This is a genomic window from Empedobacter stercoris (genome assembly GCF_020281205.1).
GTDB classification, from domain to species: Bacteria; Bacteroidota; Bacteroidia; order Flavobacteriales; family Weeksellaceae; genus Empedobacter; species Empedobacter stercoris.
In genome coordinates this window covers 59,335-77,659 of sequence record NZ_JACXZC010000013.1, presented here as the reverse complement: position 1 = coordinate 77,659, position 18,325 = coordinate 59,335, and the positions used below count along the sequence as shown (strand labels likewise).

Sequence of the window (18,325 nt, the reverse complement as noted above, 5' to 3'; positions counted from 1 at the left end):
TGAAGAATCTTTCTGTCACTTTTTTTATTCATAGCATATCTATTTTAATTATCGGTATTCATATGCCCTTCGGGGAAGCTCATCCAAAAAAACATTTGAAATTAAAAGGAGGAGCCATGGTATGGCTCAGGTAATTCAACTAAATAAATTATTTCCATAAAGTTGGCAACTCGCTCCACTCAAACACTCCAACTTTTTTTATTCCAATAATTTAGAGTTAAATTGCATTTCGATTCTAAATCGTCGGATTTTTCTAATTCCTATTTAAACATTCAAATCCACGTTTTATAACATTTGAAATTAAAAATTCTTTAATGTCACTTTTTACTTGACTAAAAAGTAACCAAAAAGTCAAGGCCGTAAACCTCTCTACTAAAAATGTTCTCATTTCACTAAACGTTTTACAAACCCTACGGGCTAAAACCTTTTTAACGCTCCATTCAACCATTTTCTTAACGTGAGAGTTTTAATGCCGGTTTCTCATCCTTTTTCAATATTCAAATTCATTTTTAAAAACAGATTTTGTCATTCTGGGCTTGTATCAGAATCTCATCTTGTTGGTATTCTTAGCTTGTCGAAAAAGCTCTTCCTTTCATTTTTTTATTCATTACTTATCTATTTTTATTGTCGGTATTCATATGCCCTTCGGGGAAACTCATCTAAAAAAACATTTGAAATTAAAAGGAGGAGCCATGGTATGGCTCAGGTATTTTAAATAAATTATTTCCATAAAGTTGGCAACTCGCTCCACTCAAACACTCCAACTTTTTTTATTCCAATAATTTAGAGTTGAATTGCATTTCGATTCTAAATCGTCGGATTTTTCTAATTCTTTTTCAATATTCAAATTCCTTATTAATAACATTTGAAATTAAAAATTCTTTAATGTCACTTTTTAATTGAATAAAAAGTAACCAAAAAGTCAAGGCCGTAAACCTCTCTACTAAAAATGTTCTCATTCCACTAAAGATTTTAAAAACCCTACGGGCTAAAACCTTTTAAACGCTCCATTCAACCATTTTCTTAACGTGAGAGTTTTAATGCCGGATTTTTCTAATTCTTTTTCAATATTCAAATTCCTTGTCATTCAGAACTTTCAAAGAATCTCATATCTAATTGTTCATAAAAACATTTTACATCGTAAATCCCATATCAAAAACCTTTTACAAATATTCTACTGCCACCCTACTGCCACTATGTTGCCTTTATCCTGCCTTTATCCTGCCTTTATCCTGCCTTTATCTTGGGACTATCTAACGAGTTTCAATAAAATCTAAAAAAATCCCCCTTTTGTATATGTTTTTCACATTTGATGAGCGTTAACAATCACCCCACCCTACGGGTGTACAAATCACCCTCCGAAATTATGGTTTAAGCTGTTATAAGCTCAATACCTGCTTTATCAGCTTTGTATTTTATTTTATGTATGAGCTCATAATAGCTCCAGTTTCTTAAGACAAATCTTTCTTCTTTGGCAATTTGTATTTTTTCTTCTTGATCTACAATAACTATCGTTCCTGCTTTTTTTTCCACACAAAAATGAATTAACATTCTACTGTAGACATGTAGGCGATGATGAATATATTTACTCTCTGTATTTTTTAATTTTTTTGCTATTTTTAATTTTCTTGCTTTTCCTTTCCCTCCTTTGCAAAAAGGCACTCCTTCTAGTATTCTTTTACGAGAAGCTTGTATGGCTAATCTTCTATATAGAAATTCTTCTTTGCTACCAATGGTTAGCTGAGATCTACCTATTTTTACAACCAACGGATATTCTAATGACAAAGAAACTTCTGCAATAATATCGGGTTGTAATTGATTTTTTTCTTTTTCAATTTCTACCGTGAATACCCAAAATATTTTATTTTTTTCTAATTTAATGTTTGATCTACAAATTCTAATTTCTTTGCTTACTATTTGCTCCAATAACTTATGATTATCAATATAATCTCTTCCAAGATACGTTTTAAAAGGTATTTTATAAAGTTTAAAATAAATGTCTTTTTTCTCTGTATCATTCGAGAATTTAGTTATCCTGTCTATATTAAAAGGAATTGCTATATCCCGTTTAAAAATTTTTAATGAAAGTTCCCCTTTCCAATACCTGACACAATCTTTCTTGAAAGATAGGTATAAGGTATTCATCAAACTAGACAATATATACATCGGAACTTCGTCCTTAAAACGTTTTGAGAGCACACGATAAATGGTATTCATACGAGAACATTCTAGTATTCCATCTTCATCTTTATTTTCATCTACTAATTTATATTTGATTCCTTCAGAGAAATAAAAAAAATCTTTCACCATTTCTTGCACATACAAATGAGAAACAATCAAATTAGCCGCTATAAAACATCTATTTTGCCATTTATAAAGCGTACTCAAAACTTCTTTTCGTTCTTCTTGGGTCGGTAAATCAGCAATTAACTGTATTTTACGTGTTAAAAAGATTGTAGAATTTTCCATATTTAGATATTTAGTGGTTTAAACTTGTTTTGTTGAGTCAATTTATAAGCGACTACAAATTCATTGTGCACTTCTTTCTGAGAAATTTCTAATGTCTTGGCAATTGTTGTAAACGATTGTTTCTTCTCGAATCGAAGCTTTAAAATCAACGATTGTTTTTCGGTCATTTGATTTTGTGCCTTTTCCTCGGAAACTGTTTTCTTTTTAGACACTAATATATCATGACTATTAATCAGGCTCTTAACATCCTCTATTGCACTTTTAATCTCCTTACTCGTTTCTGAAACTCTTTTTCCCATAGCATTGGCAATTGCTTTATATCTAAATCCATATTTCAAGCAGAGTTCAATCAAATGTTTTCTTTCAGCGCTTAATAGGGGTAATATTTTTCTAATTTCTTCATAATGTTCGTCATGTATTACTTTATCCCTTATGTTTTCTGCAACTTCTAACGGATCGTATCCAGTCAAATAGATATCATAATTCTCGTAACTCTCTAATGAATGCACTGACCTAAAAAATTTGTTTTTAGAACTTCTATAATGCGAATAACAACTTTGTTTCAAAACAAGTCGCGTGAAATAAAAGATATGTTCAGGTCTTTCTATGTTATCTCGATATTCCCATAATCTAAGGAAAGCATCTTGTACCAAACATTCTACAACAAATTCATCTGTAATTATTTGTTTACCAATCCAAAAAAGTAACCTTTTATGTCGTACATAAATTTTTTCTAAGGCTTTGGGATCGCCTTTTTTCAGTAATTCATATTCTTTTTCTAGCATAATAAAGGTGGTTTTTTATTAAGTTTTACGTTCTACGGTTAACGTTTTACGTTTTTACATAGTTTTTAATTCAACATTAGTTTTAAAAGCCACTCCTTTTCCTGTACATCGCGCCAACTTTGTTTTGGGGAAAGGGGTTTTTATTTTTACGTTTGACGTGATACGCTTAACGTTTTACATTTTTTTTCTTATTAATATTCAAATTCATTTTTATCAACAAATTTTGTCATTCTGAGCTTGTCTCAGAATCGCATCCAATATGTCATTTCGAGGTATCGAGAAATCTTTTTTCATTTTTTGAGCGCAAAAAACGAAACAAAAAACGCTTGTCTTTGATTTTCGACGGTCAAAATAAGTTTCAGCCATTCAATATTTTAAATCATTTGCTGCGCAAACAGTAAAATATTTTAACCATTTACTTCAACTTTTTGACACTCGCCTCCAAATCATATGACATTTTTTTAATCCTTTTTTCTAAGTTCAAATTCGTTATCATTTCGATTCTAAATCGTCGGATTTTTAACTCTTTTTTCAATACTCAAATCCATTTATAACAACGAATTCTAAACTCGTCATTGCTGAAAAGTCGAGTGTCAATTCGGCGTAAAGAGCGTTAAAAATGATTTATGTTCGCATTTCATATGCGAATGATTTAAAGCATTTAGCGAATAGCCATTATTGACCGACTTGTATGCACAGACTTGATTTTTTGATTACTTTTTGATCAAGCAAAAAGTAATGAATAAAAAATGAACTACTATTTATCTCCATATTATCGTAACTATGTTCAGAACCTCATCCTAAATCTGAATACATAATACTTTGTACATAACACAATTCTCTCAACCCACAAATTCCCCTTGGACAGTTTTAAAAAATACATTAATAAATGAAATAAAATTTAACACTAATACATTCTATGAAGATCATTAACACTCTTTTAGGTTGTCTTTGGGGAATAAAATGTGAGTCATAATTGTTTACAAATTTTGCACTCCCACTTGTTTATTCAACAGTAAGGATCGAAATTTTTGTACCATGTGAGTCATGGTTTTTCTTTGTGTATACCCAAGGGATAGCACAAAATAGTTCTTGAAGCGCAACACAAGATTGCCTACTAATTTTAAAGTAAAATATTCACATAATTTTACATCGTTTTTTAATTCAACATTTTTTTTAAAAGCCACTCCTTTTCCTGTACATCGCGCCAACTTTGTTTTTGGGAAAGGGGGGTGATTTTTACGTTAAACGCTCAACGTTCTACGTTTTTATTCTTATTATATTCAAATTCACTTATAATACAGGCACTGAGGCACTCGAAGTGCAGAATCTTTCTATTTTTTTTCTTCTAACTTTTACCTTAATGCAAAGTCTGTGCAAACAGAGTATGTGATTACAAAACATCAAGTCTTTGATTTTCGACGGTCAAAATAAGTTTCAGCCATTCAATGTTTTAAATCATTTGCTACGCAAACAGTAAAACATTTTAACCATTCTCATCAACTTTTTGACACTCGCCTCCAAATCATATGACATTTTCTTCAGCCTTTTTCAATACTTAAATTCGTTGTCACTCTTAGCTTGTCGAAGAATCTTAACCTCATCCACTTCTAACAACCAATTTTAGAGCCGACATACGATTTGCAGACGAGCTACAATCTATTGAAACGAACGTAAAAAAATCAGGAATGAAGATGAACATTAATACTTCTTGAAGAATCTTTCTATCACTTTTTTATTCATTACATATCTATTTTTATTGTCGGTATTCATATGCCCTTCGGGGAAGAGAGCAAAAAAGTAATCAAAAAACTCTTGTCTTTGATTTTCGACGGTCAAAATAAGTTTCAGCCATTCAATGTTTTAAATCATTTGCTACGCAAACAGTAAAATATTTTAACCATTTACTTCAACTTTTTGACACTCGCCTCCAAATCATATGACATTTTATGATCCTTTTTCAAATACATAATACATTGTACTTTTTACATTTTACTTAATACTTAAAAAACATCTTACAATTCTAACTGAATCGAATAACCGTCTGTGCAAAATCTTTAAATCTTGCAAAAGTGTAGAGGGTAAAACAAATGGTATAGAGGAATAACCAAGTGTATAAAGTTCGATGCGAATGTGATGGAAGAAAACGACCAAAAACAAGAAAGGCATGGAACTCTTCTTAAAGCTTTTGAGGTACTGGTATACCGAGCAACAATAAGAGAGCCCACGCCTAGGTCGTGAGCAAATTTACTTATTTTCTCGTTGCTACAAAAATTACCAGTTTTCAAAAGCGAGATAAAAGTATTTTTACTTTATTTTTTAACTATCTGATAACAAATATAATAATAATATTTTAATTGCGCACTATCGACCGCGTTTTTTTTATTTACTACTATTAATTTGCTATCATGGATAGTTCTAATAGACGTATATGTAAATTCATATATAATAACTGGATAACAAAATCTGAATCACAAAGAAAGTTTGCTGACGAACATAATATTGAAGAAAGCGTTGTCAGAAAAATTAAAAAAGCTTCTCAAGATGATAATTATATTGAATATAATATGCCAATATCAACACTTGAAAGAATTTGTGAGGCACGAGAAATTAAGTTATATGAATTTTTCAAATTAGTTAACATATAAAAAGCTCCAATAGGAGCCTTTTGTATGTTAACTATCTTTAATTTTAATAATTCTTCCTGGATTACCTACTACAGTTGCGCCATCCGGAATATCTTTTATAATAACAGCACCTGCACCAATGGTACACCACTTGCCTATTTTAATTCCTTGAATGACAGCAGTTCCTATACCTATATGAGTTCCCTCACCTACTTCTACATTTCCTGCTAACGCCACATTGGGTGAAATATGTACATAATCCTCAATTACACATTCATGATCGATTGAAGCATTGGTATTAATAATGCAATGTTTACCTATTTGTACTTCCGTATTCACAGAAACCCCTGACATGATAACAGACCCTTCTCCAATTTTAGCTCGTTTTGAGATTGCTGTTTTTGGATGAATAAGCGTTAAATAATTAAATTGTGGGTGATTATTCACAATCATTTTTCGTGTAGCATTATTTCCTATTGATATGAACATATTTCTTTCGTTAGGGAAACTATGCAAAACTTTGTATTGATAAACTGAATTTATTGATTCATCTACATCAAGAAATCCGTCAACTTTTATTTCTAAATCTTCAAGAATATCTAAAATAACTTTTCCATGCCCTTTTGCTCCTACTAAATACATTTGTATATTTTAAAATAATGCAAAGCTATGGTACATAAATTTATTTATTATATAACCTCATGAAATTTTATTGGTTTTGCAGGAATACCAACAGCTGTACAATTTGCAGGTAAAGATTTTGAAACTACAGCACCTGCTCCTATGATTGTATTTTCACCAATTTCTAACAAATTTATAATTTTAGCGCCAGTACCAACATATACACCTTGGTATAGATGGACTTCTCCTGATATATTAACACTTGGCATAAAAGCACAATAATCATCAATTAATGTATCATGACCAACAGTACACATTAAATTAAAAATAACAAAATCTCCAATCTTTATATTACAAGTAATTATTGTTCCTTCACAAATAATGGTACCTTTACCTATTGTAACATCATCTGCCGAAATAGAAGTATTGGGATGAATAATTGTTGGAAATTGAAGTTTAGAATTCTCTATTTTATCGAGAATTACTTTCTTTATCTTAGGATCACCTATAGAAATAATTAATGATAATTCAGAAGTAACTTCGTTTAATTCTTTAATTCCTCCCAAAACAGGAAAACCATTAATAATTGATCCTTTCTCTTTACCGTCATCATAAAAACCAACAAAATTATAAGTATTAGGTTGTGTTTTATTAATTGCATCAACGATGGTCTTTACTTCACGACCAAAACCACCTGCTCCAAAGATTGCTATTTTTTTCATTTTTTTGTGCGTTATATGAAAATTTTATTTAATTTTTTCCGTTAAAAGGTTCAATCGTTACATGTCCATCGGCTGAAATTCCTTCTGACTTGAACACTTTTTTAAAGGTTGTAAAGAACACGTTCAAATCTGCTGCAAACGAAAGATTCTCTACATACCATACGTCTAATTCGAACTTTTTTTGCCATGAAATGGCATTGCGTCCGTTGACTTGTGCCCAACCCGTAATACCTGGTCGTACCAAATGTCTTTTTCTCTGTGTTTCGTTATACAATGGTAAATACTGAGGTAACAAAGGGCGTGGTCCTATTAGTGACATATCACCTTTTAAGACATTGATTAATTGTGGGATTTCGTCCAAGGATGTTTTGCGTACAAATGCCCCAATGGGTGTTAATCGTTCGGCATCAGACAAAAGATTTCCTTGTGCATCTTTTTTATCATTCATCGTTTTGAACTTAATGATTTTAAAAATCTTTTCATTCAATCCTGGACGTGCCTGAAAAAAGAAGGGCTTCCCTTGATTGGCAAAATATAAGCCAATTGTTACCACCATAAAAACAGGTGATAAACAGATTAAACCGATTAAAGCAATTGTAAAGTCTAAAAAGCGTTTAAGGTAATTTTTGTACATAATTTTAGGGATTAGAAACTGGGGACTAGGGGTTAGTGATTGGAAATTAGGGACTAGAGTTTTGTTTTTCTGTAATTAATTAGACCGTTTAACATTTTTGCTATTTCTTCTAATTTTACTATTAATTGAATAAATTTTTCTTCATTAATATAGGTTAAATTTCGTGCAATAATAAGTTGAGTATCCAATTCTACAGCACTACCTAATGCAATATACAAAAACTGAACTAACTCTTTATTTCCTTGACGAGCGCTTCCCTCAGCTATATTGCTTGATATTGATACAGCTGCTCTTCTCATTTGATTTGTTAAACCATAAATCTCCTCTTTCGGAAAATTTTGAGTTTCGCTATAAATCGTCGTTACAAAATCAACAGATTTTTTCCAAACTTCTAAATCTTTATGCGTTTTCATATTTATCTTTTTAGGGGTTAGAAACCTGAGATTAGTTACTAGAAACTAGATACCAGAGACTAAGAATTAGGAACTAGAGAGTCTAGTTTCAAATTTCTACTTCCTTGTTCCTTGTTCTTTAATTAATAAATTATACTCATCTAATATTGCATTCCAAACAACTTGCTGTTCATAACGAGATTGAATCATAGGACGAGCGTTCTTTTGTAATTGTTCGTAAAACAGTTTGTCCAAAATCATTTTTTTCATCGCTTGTTGTAAAGCCTCAACATTTTTCACTGGAATGATTGTTCCATTCTTTCCTTCTACAATAATCTCGTTACATCCATTTATATCTGATACAATACTTGGCAATTCCATTGCTCCTGCCTGCATCACTACATTCGGAAATCCTTCGCGATAACTTGGAAAAACCAACGCATTACTTATTGCAAAATAAGGACGCACGTCTTTTTGAAAACCTACACTGATTATGTTAGGGTTTGTTTTGATTTCTTTTAATGTTTCCTCCTTTAATGGATCCAATTCTGTTTCAAGTGGACCAACCAATAAGAGTTTAGGGACTTTACTAGAGACTAGAGACTGGGAACTAGAAACTAGAGATTTGGGATTAGAGACTAGAGTTTCTGATTCCTGATTTCCAGTACCTAGTTTCTGAAATGCTTCAACTAACTCATTAATTCCTTTATCCCCCACTAAACGACCAACAAAAACGAAAACAAAATCCTCTGTTTTTATATTGAGTTCTATTTTTAACTTTTCTGTTTTTTCTTCCGAAATTTGATTTGGACTAAAATGATTGGTATCAATACCATTGGACGAACCTTCTCCAATTACTTTTAATTTATCAGCTGATGTATACTTATTTTGTAAAATAAAATCATACAATCCTTGGGAATTCGGATAGACTTTTGTTGCTGAAGAATAGGTTAACTTTTCAACAACATCTAAAATTTTACGTTTGCTTCCTGTGGCTTCCATTAAAGGTAAGCCTGCCACCGTATGCAAACGAATAGGTACACCTGCTAACTTTGCAGCTAACATTCCAACAATACCTGCTTTTGGGGTATGCGTGTGTACAATGGAAGGTTTCTCTTTTTTTAGAAATTGATAGGTATTCCATAGAGATTTAATGTCTTGTATAGGTGTTATTTGACGTGACATTTCAATTGGTACAACTGCTATCCCCTCTTCATTCTTCACTTCTTCTAACTCTTTGCCATTAGAAGAAACCCCTACTACTTCAAAATGATTGGACATGAATTTTAGCTGCCCCCGTAATAATACTTTCAACGAAAGCGGTATGGTGGTGATACGGATGAGTTTTGGTTTATTCATTAGTTTAGCAAATGTTTGATATTATTTTTAACAATTCTATATTTTCCACTTGCTTCCACTGGAATATCGGTTACATACTTTATTTCCAAATTCATTTTCTCTCCAATTCTATCTCTCCAATTTTGGATGAATTTACTTTCTATTGACTGGGAATAGTCATTTTCATCTTTAATCACTAAAATTATCAAAGAATCTAACGAATCTTGAATAACCTGAAAACGTACAATGCCTTTCGTATCTTTTAATGTATTGGAAATATTTCCTAAATTTATTTTTCCATTTTCAGGAGAATAAATATAATCATCAATTCGACCTAAAATTTCTTTCACTATTGGATTATGATTACCACAAGTACAAGTTTTGGATTCATCTTCCAATGTGATACTATCTCCGATATCGTATCGGATTAGAGGTGTACCCTCATTTGTAAAACTGGTTACTACTAATCTCCCTGTATTAGTCGGTTGGTCATTCTCATCTAACACTTCAAAAACACCACTTTGCAATTCTAAATGTAGATTACCATTTTCACATTCAAAAATAAAAGGAGCACCTTCTGAAGAAGCATATTGATTATACAGTTTCGTTTTGAAAAATGTTTCTATTGTCTTGCGTGATTCTTCTGTAATAGTTTCTGCTGTAGGAAAAACTGCTTTAATCGTATTGCTTGGGAAATCATACTTATTCCTGATACCATACTTTGCTATTTCGAACATGGTTGAAGGAAAACCCACTAAATATTCAGGTGCATATTTAATCAAATCTTCTACATAGAATTTAAGATATTCTTCTTTCATATGAAAAGTAGAATAGTATCTTACATGATGAACAAAATCTGTTTTCCAAAAACGATTGGCTTTTATATCTCTATCAGTCAAAAGACTTTTTCCAGAAAACCATGCTGTCTTTTTTCCCAACTCATAGCCGAAACGAGATCTGAAATCATCTAAAAAAGCAAAACGCTCTTGATTGTTACGATGAAAGTTTTGTACTTCTAATGACTTACCTGTTGTTCCTCCTGTCTTTGACTTGGTTAACTTTTCCTCTGTTTTGGCAACAATATCTTGTATATTTGTTCGTAAAGTTTCTTTATTAACAATTGGCAATTGCCTTATATTATTGATGTCCGTAACATTCGGTATTTTGCCCAATGTTTCTTTATAATACGGAGAGTGTTCAATAGCAAACGCTATTAGTTTTGCATACCTCTCTTGTTGGTATTTTTTTAATTTGTCCAACGACCAATTTCTATTTTGTTTTTTTTCTTTACGGAATTTATTATACTCTCCTCCATATCTTATTTTATACGCTTTTTTATTGTACAAAAATACTAACAGATTCTGCATAAAGTTGGGAGCTATTTTATAGAGTTTTTCTTTCATGAAATTTTAATTATTATTATCTAAATAGAGTTTTTCTATATAAAGAGCTAATTGCTTGATATCATATCCACTATTTTTAACTCTTTCTCTAACCGATGAACGATCTATAGGTGTGTTGGATAATTCTTCTATTTTAGCAACCCATTTTTCAGCACCTGAATTGATAGGTAATCTATACACATTATCCGTAATTTCTATTTCTTTTGGCAAAGATTCATTTATAAGAATTGGTAAACCATTGGTTTGCGCTTCAATACCAACAATCCCTAACCCCTCTGATAAGGAAGGGAATAAAAACAAATCCATCGCGCTTAAATATTCATTTGCATTCTTAATACTCCCTAGAAAAATTACTTTACTTTCTAATTTGTATTCAATAACCTTTTCCTTAATAAGTTGTTCTAATGGTCCATTTCCTATTAATAATAATTTATAATTTTTATTTAAGTCACATAAGTTTTTAAATACTTCAATTAAAAATTTATGATTTTTTAAATAATTAAAGCTACCCACATAACCTAATAATTTCTCATTTAGATTTATCTCTAGCTCTTGTCTTTTAGATTCCCTTAATAATTTATTATATTGAAAATTATCAAAATTAATAGCATTTTTTAAAACTGTAAATTCCGAATTATTACCATAGAGCCAAATACCGGCATCAACAGAACAGGCAATACGAACGGTTGAGGTGTAATTAATAAATAACTTATTGAAATTTTTAATTAATCCTTTTACACCATTTGTACTTGTATTAGCATGGCTATGAGAAATTCTACATTTAATTCCTGCATTTTTTGCAACACCTAAAACAATAGCACTATTAGCATTGAGATGGGAATGGATAATGTTGTAATTTGATTTTCTTAAGAATTTAGTTAATGATTTGGTGTAGGAAAATATTTTCAAGGGTTTTAAAGGCTCCAAATTATAAATATTTCCCCCCATCTCTATAATTTCTTCATCAAAAAATCCTTTTTCATTACGATGAACCAAAAAATCAAATTGAATTTTATTTTTGTCAATATTTCTATACAAACTCATAAGAAAGGTTTCAATGCCTCCTAAATTCATGATTGTAACAACATGCAATATTCTTATAGGTTTTTCCATTTATCTGTTATTAATTTTTACATTGTCATTATAATCATCTTTTATTTTTAATATAAATCCTATTGGTAATACCAATAAAGCCAGTAGTTTATTGTCTAACATATTTAATTTATCAAAGAATTGTTTGTTGTTAAAAAATGCAAATCGCCAAAAATTAATTAATGTTCGTATTTTAATTTTAAATGGTAATTTTTGTTTTTCTAATTCAGAATAGAATAGTAAAGTATAATTAGAACTTAATCTTCTATTTCTGATACTATTAAATGACAATCCATCGTATTGGTATTCACATACATATATTGCTTCATCAACAAATAAAATCCTATGCTCATTAGAAAGTCTATTCCATACCAGTCCTTCTGCACAAAATTTTTCATTCTCAAAATTTGGAAATTTAAATTTTCTAAACACATCGGTCTTAATAACTTCTGCTAAATCCCCTTTAACATTTAAAAAATATGTTTTTTTTATATGATTTGAAATAAACGCTTTTTGCGGAAAATTATTACCAATTACAACATCATCCGAATATTTTCTTCGAAACGCAAAACCAATAATATTTTCGTTTGAATAGGTATTATTATAGGTATTAATTGTTTCTAAAGAATCCTTGGTTAAGTAATCATCACTATCCACCATAAAAAAAAGTTCGCCTTTGGCAAGATCTAATCCTTTGTTTATAGCCCGGTGCTTGCCTCCGTTTAGTTGTCTGTGATAGTTGATTGTAATTTTATTTTCATTACACCATTTATTAATAATTTCTTCTGTATTGTCTTGGCTTCCGTCGTCCACAATTACCCATTCGAAATTTTTATACGTTTGATAAAGTAACGAATGGTATAATTTTTCTAAGGTGTTGGCTCTGTTATATGTAGGTGTAAATACGGTTATCATAATTAAATAAATTTAAAAGCTATGAATAAAAAAACTGAAATAAGAAAGATTGTTAGGGTATTTAAATATTTTAAATTATATCTAATTTGTGTATATGGCAATAATAGTAACGGAATAAATACCCAAGACATTAAACCAAAACGATCACTAAATCTGGCAGAGAACATTAAAAAGAAAAAGCTACTTAACAACACATAAGCAACAAAAAAAACTTTATAATTTTTACTCAAAAAAACAGAATTAAATTTATCTATATTCTTTAACGTAATATAGCCTATCATGGTAAAAATAGTATTAAATAACCAAAATTCTGGTCTAAAGCCTATTTTATAATTACCTTTATCTATATAATAAGTGTCAAGTCGAGATTCAGTTAAAATATTTACAATAGGGATGTTAGATAAAATACTATTTAAATTAAAATTTATTAAAGAAAGTAATGTTGTTATGATATAAACTACAAAAACCCAATTTATTTTTTTTACTTCAAATGATAGAAAAAACACAGTTATCGGAATGATTATGGAAGCATGGAAAATAAAAGCTACAGCAAATAAACTATAGCCTATTATTTTCTTATTATTAAATAAGTATGAAATACCACATATAAAAAATGAAAATGCTATTCCTTGTTTTTGTATATTAATACCCATTCCTTTAAAATAGAACATACTTAACAAACAAAAAAAGAAAATTAAAGGATTACGTAACTGTAAATTATGAATAGCTAATAAAATAGGTGCTAGATATATAAAAGCTGCGGCAGTTAAAAAAAAATTAATATTATCGGAAAATTTAGCTAAAAACATAGATAATGAAAATAAGCCAATATCATTTAAACTGCTTAAATCAGAAATAACTACTCTTCCAGTAAAATATTTTATATTGTTAACTGTATCTGTACCAACATATTCACCTCTTGTTCCAAAAAAGAATGTAATAACAAGTAATAAAATCGCTAAAAAATAATATTGTATTTTAGTGTAAGTTCTATTTTTTAAATAAAATTCAACAACAAATATGAGCGTAATAAAAGCTGTTATATAGTAAATAAAGTTATACCTTAAATTAAATAGTATTTCATATTTATTTTCTAACATTTGAAATTTCTAATATTGATTAATAAAACTAAAATTTTTTAGAGATAATTGTTGAGTTTCTTCTTTATTTGTTAAATTGTATTTACTTTCTTCCAAGAGTATGCCTGAAATAGAACTTATTAAATTGTTAAAATTATAATCCGCGTCACCTACTATAAACGCTTCATTTTGTCCGATATCTTTTACAAAATCAGTACATTTTTGATGATATTCGTTCAAAATAAACGGAACATCCGCATAAGCTGCCATTATTGCTGCATGAAGTCTAGTTGCAATCATAAAGTCGCAGTTTTTTATACTAGCCCAAATATCGTAAACTTTATTTTGGTAAGGCACAATTTCGTAATTGTGTATACCCAGATTCTCAATCATTTTTTTTGTTAGATTTTCATCCCCAATATTTTTATGTCCATTAATAATAAAGAATCTGAAAATCAAGTTGTCATGTAATGAATTCAGCTTTTTGATTAATTCTTGAATTTTTCTATTTCTTTGCTCTTCTTTCTCTATAAAATTTTTATTTGTAATCGACTCAACCGGACATATACTTATCCCTATGATTTTTTTATTCTCAAAATTGTGCTCTTTATTAAAAGGAATGTCTTTATAAACCTCTGGTAAAAGTGCGGCTAAATCAAATGCTTCAACTGGCTTATAAGGGAGATTCAATGCATTCACATATTCAAAAGAACGGCGATCTCTAACTGCAAGAAAATTCATTCTTTTTAAATACTCCTGAACATTATACTCGTCTTCCTTTGTTTTAAAAGGGCCTATTGATACTCCTATCGCCCCTGTTTTCAGTTTTTTATTGTAATACTTTTTGACGTATTCAGCAATTTCTTTATAACTGTTTTTTTTATGTCTGGAAAAGGTTGAACCTCCTGCTGAAATAAAATAAGCAGCATTTCTTAACTCATAAGCAGCGATTAACCTATCGTGTCCTTTAAAATTAGCTTTAGAATACTCTGTATATGGATTAACCAATTGAGGTAAATTATTTCCGAAATATACAGGAGACATCTCATTCATCAAATTTTTGGTTGCCCAAGCTGTCGTTTCTAAAAACACATCATCACCGGAGTTTTGGAAACCATAAAATCCACTGTATATAATTTTATTCATTTTTTTATTTTTTTAATTTACTAAAAGCTAACCTTTTTAATTGCTGTTTTTCAGATTGGTTAAAAAATAGAAACCATGAACTTATAGAAACAATTAAAATAAATATCCCTCCGTAAAATCCTAATGAAATATAACCGCTAATATTTAAAAATGATGACGGCATCAGAATAGTTACAATTACCCCTATTAAAGTAATGATTAAAGAAGGGACAATCGGCTTTAAATAAGTTTTCATATCTAATTGCATGATATATGACAAATATAAAGGAGTAAAAATTAAATTCTTTATGGTCAAACTTACAAAACCAGCAATACCAATACCTATTAATCCAAGGTCAGTATATTTTAATAATAATATACCTAAAAGAATATTTAATCCTCCTGTTATTATCGTAACAAATCCAGGCACTTTAGCTTTATTATAGGCTATGTTCAAATTAATAACAGAACTATATCCGTTATTAAAACCTAAATGAAAAACAATTAAAATAAGTACTTTATAATACTCTTGAAACTCTTTCCCTAACCAAACACCTAAAATATCTTTAGAGAAATATACAATTGTAATTGCAATAATTGAAGAAAAAATCCCTAAAACCTTTGTTGAAAATTTAGTTAGATTAATGAGCTCGTTTATTTTATTTTTTGCGTATAAGCTTAAAACTAATGGTCCTAAAACTCCTGCTAACATACCTACTATTGTTCTTACCAAAAAACTCCATTGTACCAAAGTTCCATATATACCAGATTGTTTTGCTCCTAAAATTTTATTTACAATAATAATATCTGTCTGCAAAAATAAGAGAACTCCTATTTGATTTATAATTAACCAAAAGCCTAACTTTGAAATACGGATTAATTGGCGCTTATCAAAAAAACGAAACCTTATTGATAGTTCAGGAAATATTTTTTTAGCCGTTTTAATACTATAAAATAAAGATAAAAATGTAGCTAGAAACACAGCTATTCCATAAGCCTGTACATTAATAAAACCTACTATAAATAGAATAACAATAAAAACAACAATACCTAATCTATTTATAATCAATGCAATATTTCTTAAATCTATTCTGTTTCTTACATAAGGAATACTATTATACAAGGATGCAAACGAATTCATTACAAATGCTATAATTGTAAATAAAAATAACGTTTTTGCATCATTCAAATCTTTATTTTCAATATTTAAAAACTTTTGAGGATCTAATAAAAAGTATACAGCAAACGGTATCAATATTAAAAATAATCCTAACAATAAAAAAAAGGATGTCGAAAAGGTTTTATTGACATCATCTTTATTTTTTTCAAAATCTAATGATAAATACCTGGATAAAGTTCCATTTATTGAAATTGTAACCAATACCATGAATGAAGTAATCGACATCGATAAAGGAATTAATGAATAAGTAGAAACCCCTAATTTGCTTATTAAAAAAGTTGGTAATACTAATCCTATTAATGCATTTATAACAAAAGTTATTATGTTATAAATCAAATTAATTTTTGTCTGATATCTATTGCTTACCATTATAAATCTACAATCTATTATCCGCTTGTTCTAAAATACCCTTCACATCATATACCATTCCCCCTTCTTTCAGGTATTGACTTAAGTCTAAGTTTAAAAATTCCTTATGGGCAACAGTTAGGATGATGGCATCAAAAAAGTGAGCTTGTGAACTTGTGAACTTGTGAACTTGTTCTAACGAATCTGTAGAAGAAATTCCATACTCATGTTGTACTTCTGCTGGGTTTGCCCAAGGGTCATAAGTCACGACCTCTAAAGCATAATCTTCTAAGGCCTGGATGACATCTACTGCTTTGGTGTTGCGTACATCGGGACAATTTTCTTTGAAGGTAATACCCAAATTCAAGACTTTTGCGCCGTTTACTTTAATCCCTTTTTTGATCATGGTTTTCACCACTTGCGAAGCTACATACTCACCCATCGAATCGTTTAAACGACGACCCGCCAAGATAATTTCTGGATGATATCCTTTTTCTTGTGCTTTTTGTGCCAAGTAATATGGATCAACACCTATACAGTGTCCTCCTACTAATCCTGGTTTGAAAGGCAAGAAATTCCATTTAGTTCCTGCCGCTTCTAAAACTGCATGTGTATCGATCTCTAATAAATTGAAAATTTTTGCCAATTCGTTCACAAAAGCAATATTGATATCGCGTTGCGAGTTTTCAATTACTTTAGCTGCTTCCGCAACTTTAATTGTTGGAGCTAAATGCGTTCCTGCAACAATCACTGATTTGTAAATATCATTTACAATAACTCCTATTTCTGGAGTAGAACCTGAAGTTACTTTTAATATTTTTTCTACTGTATGTTCTTTATCTCCTGGATTGATACGTTCTGGAGAATAGCCTGCAAAGAAATCTTTATTGAATTTAAGACCAGATACTTTTTCCAAAACAGGAATACATTCTTCTTCTGTTACTCCTGGATAAACAGTTGATTCATAAATCACAATATCACCTTTTGATAAAACTTTCCCAACAGTTTCAGACGATTTATATAAAGGCGTTAAATCTGGACGGTTGTGCTTATCTACAGGTGTTGGAACGGTTACTACGTACACATTGGCATCTTGGATGTCGTCTAAATTTGAAGAACAATATAAACCAGTGGTTAGTTGAACTGATGAATTGTTTAATTGTTTAGATAAAATTGGATTCTCAGTTACTAAAACTGATTGTAATACTTCATCAGAAACCTCTAATGTTAAGTCGCGTCCTTGATTTAATTCGTTGATACGTTTTTGATTGATATCAAATCCTACTGTTGGAAATTTTGTTGCAAATAATCGTGCTAAAGGTAAACCTACGTACCCTAAACCGATAACTGCTATTTTGTGTTGTGTATTCATGTGTTTATTTTATGATTAATCGTGTAAATGTGTGAACGTGTAAACCTGTGAACTTGTAAACGTGTAAACTTGTAACTTCTTCACTTCTTCACTTGTAAATTGTGAACTTGTGAACCTGTAAAACTGTGAACTTGTAAACGTGTAACTTTTTTACTCCTTCACTTCTTCACTTGTTAACTCCTTCACCTCTTCACCTCTTCACCTCTTCACCTTTTCACTTATT

Annotated in this window: 14 protein-coding genes; all 14 read right to left on the bottom strand. The window is 30.1% G+C overall.

Annotation, left to right across the window (positions count from 1 at the left end; translation table 11 throughout):
* Positions 1-1,371 precede the first annotated feature (1,371 nt).
* Complete coding sequence (locus IF125_RS07945) at positions 1,372-2,469, bottom strand: hypothetical protein (protein WP_225542117.1); 1,098 nt, start codon at positions 2,467-2,469, stop codon at positions 1,372-1,374.
* Positions 2,470-2,471: 2 nt separating this feature from the next.
* The gene (locus IF125_RS07940; protein WP_225542116.1) at positions 2,472-3,254 is read right to left on the bottom strand and encodes an RNA polymerase sigma factor; all 783 of its coding nucleotides are present in this window, start codon (positions 3,252-3,254) and stop codon (positions 2,472-2,474) included.
* 2,675 nt (positions 3,255-5,929) lie between these two features.
* The gene (locus IF125_RS07935; protein ID WP_225542115.1) at positions 5,930-6,523 is read right to left on the bottom strand and encodes an acetyltransferase; all 594 of its coding nucleotides are present in this window, start codon (positions 6,521-6,523) and stop codon (positions 5,930-5,932) included.
* Positions 6,524-6,570: 47 nt separating this feature from the next.
* Positions 6,571-7,224 (bottom strand): acetyltransferase, encoded by a 654-nt coding sequence (locus IF125_RS07930; protein ID WP_225542114.1) that lies wholly within the window; start codon positions 7,222-7,224, stop codon positions 6,571-6,573.
* Between the two features lie 28 nt (positions 7,225-7,252).
* Positions 7,253-7,858, bottom strand: coding sequence for a sugar transferase (locus IF125_RS07925; protein WP_225542113.1), 606 nt, complete (start codon positions 7,856-7,858; stop codon positions 7,253-7,255).
* Between the two features lie 53 nt (positions 7,859-7,911).
* Positions 7,912-8,271, bottom strand: a complete 360-nt coding sequence (locus IF125_RS07920; protein ID WP_225542112.1) for a four helix bundle protein — start codon at positions 8,269-8,271, stop codon at positions 7,912-7,914.
* A 96-nt stretch (positions 8,272-8,367) separates the two neighbouring features.
* Positions 8,368-9,609, bottom strand: coding sequence for a glycosyltransferase family 4 protein (locus IF125_RS07915; RefSeq protein WP_225542111.1), 1,242 nt, complete (start codon positions 9,607-9,609; stop codon positions 8,368-8,370).
* Positions 9,609-10,991 carry a phenylacetate--CoA ligase family protein gene (locus IF125_RS07910; protein ID WP_225542110.1) on the bottom strand — a complete coding sequence of 461 codons (1,383 nt, stop codon included), beginning with the start codon at positions 10,989-10,991 and terminating at the stop codon, positions 9,609-9,611. The genes IF125_RS07915 and IF125_RS07910 overlap by 1 nt, the downstream gene beginning before the upstream one ends.
* A 6-nt stretch (positions 10,992-10,997) precedes the next feature.
* A complete protein-coding gene (locus IF125_RS07905) occupies positions 10,998-12,104 on the bottom strand; it encodes a glycosyltransferase family 1 protein (protein WP_225542109.1) in 1,107 nt (368 codons plus the stop codon).
* Positions 12,105-12,998, bottom strand: a complete 894-nt coding sequence (locus tag IF125_RS07900) for a glycosyltransferase family 2 protein (protein WP_225542108.1) — start codon at positions 12,996-12,998, stop codon at positions 12,105-12,107. It abuts the gene before it with no gap.
* Positions 12,999-13,000: 2 nt separating this feature from the next.
* Complete coding sequence (locus tag IF125_RS07895) at positions 13,001-14,098, bottom strand: EpsG family protein (RefSeq protein WP_225542107.1); 1,098 nt, start codon at positions 14,096-14,098, stop codon at positions 13,001-13,003.
* 9 nt (positions 14,099-14,107) lie between these two features.
* Positions 14,108-15,223 (bottom strand): polysaccharide pyruvyl transferase family protein, encoded by a 1,116-nt coding sequence (locus IF125_RS07890; protein ID WP_225542106.1) that lies wholly within the window; start codon positions 15,221-15,223, stop codon positions 14,108-14,110.
* Between the two features lie 4 nt (positions 15,224-15,227).
* Positions 15,228-16,751: an oligosaccharide flippase family protein gene (locus IF125_RS07885; RefSeq protein ID WP_225542105.1), complete on the bottom strand. Its 1,524-nt coding sequence runs from the start codon at positions 16,749-16,751 to the stop codon at positions 15,228-15,230.
* Positions 16,752-16,758: 7 nt separating this feature from the next.
* Positions 16,759-18,102 (bottom strand): nucleotide sugar dehydrogenase, encoded by a 1,344-nt coding sequence (locus tag IF125_RS07880; protein ID WP_225542104.1) that lies wholly within the window; start codon positions 18,100-18,102, stop codon positions 16,759-16,761.
* Positions 18,103-18,325: the final 223 nt, after the last annotated feature.

What these genes read in the sequence shown, in the direction of transcription:
- IF125_RS07945 (WP_225542117.1), bottom strand. Translation starts at nt 2,469, where the DNA reads ATGGAAAATTCTACAATCTTTTTAACACGTAAAATACAGTTAATTGCT.
- IF125_RS07940 (WP_225542116.1), bottom strand. Translation starts at nt 3,254, where the DNA reads ATGCTAGAAAAAGAATATGAATTACTGAAAAAAGGCGATCCCAAAGCC.
- IF125_RS07935 (WP_225542115.1), bottom strand. Translation starts at nt 6,523, where the DNA reads ATGTATTTAGTAGGAGCAAAAGGGCATGGAAAAGTTATTTTAGATATT.
- IF125_RS07930 (WP_225542114.1), bottom strand. Translation starts at nt 7,224, where the DNA reads ATGAAAAAAATAGCAATCTTTGGAGCAGGTGGTTTTGGTCGTGAAGTA.
- IF125_RS07925 (WP_225542113.1), bottom strand. Translation starts at nt 7,858, where the DNA reads ATGTACAAAAATTACCTTAAACGCTTTTTAGACTTTACAATTGCTTTA.
- IF125_RS07920 (WP_225542112.1), bottom strand. Translation starts at nt 8,271, where the DNA reads ATGAAAACGCATAAAGATTTAGAAGTTTGGAAAAAATCTGTTGATTTT.
- IF125_RS07915 (WP_225542111.1), bottom strand. Translation starts at nt 9,609, where the DNA reads ATGAATAAACCAAAACTCATCCGTATCACCACCATACCGCTTTCGTTG.
- IF125_RS07910 (WP_225542110.1), bottom strand. Translation starts at nt 10,991, where the DNA reads ATGAAAGAAAAACTCTATAAAATAGCTCCCAACTTTATGCAGAATCTG.
- IF125_RS07905 (WP_225542109.1), bottom strand. Translation starts at nt 12,104, where the DNA reads ATGGAAAAACCTATAAGAATATTGCATGTTGTTACAATCATGAATTTA.
- IF125_RS07900 (WP_225542108.1), bottom strand. Translation starts at nt 12,998, where the DNA reads ATGATAACCGTATTTACACCTACATATAACAGAGCCAACACCTTAGAA.
- IF125_RS07895 (WP_225542107.1), bottom strand. Translation starts at nt 14,098, where the DNA reads ATGTTAGAAAATAAATATGAAATACTATTTAATTTAAGGTATAACTTT.
- IF125_RS07890 (WP_225542106.1), bottom strand. Translation starts at nt 15,223, where the DNA reads ATGAATAAAATTATATACAGTGGATTTTATGGTTTCCAAAACTCCGGT.
- IF125_RS07885 (WP_225542105.1), bottom strand. Translation starts at nt 16,751, where the DNA reads ATGGTAAGCAATAGATATCAGACAAAAATTAATTTGATTTATAACATA.
- IF125_RS07880 (WP_225542104.1), bottom strand. Translation starts at nt 18,102, where the DNA reads ATGAATACACAACACAAAATAGCAGTTATCGGTTTAGGGTACGTAGGT.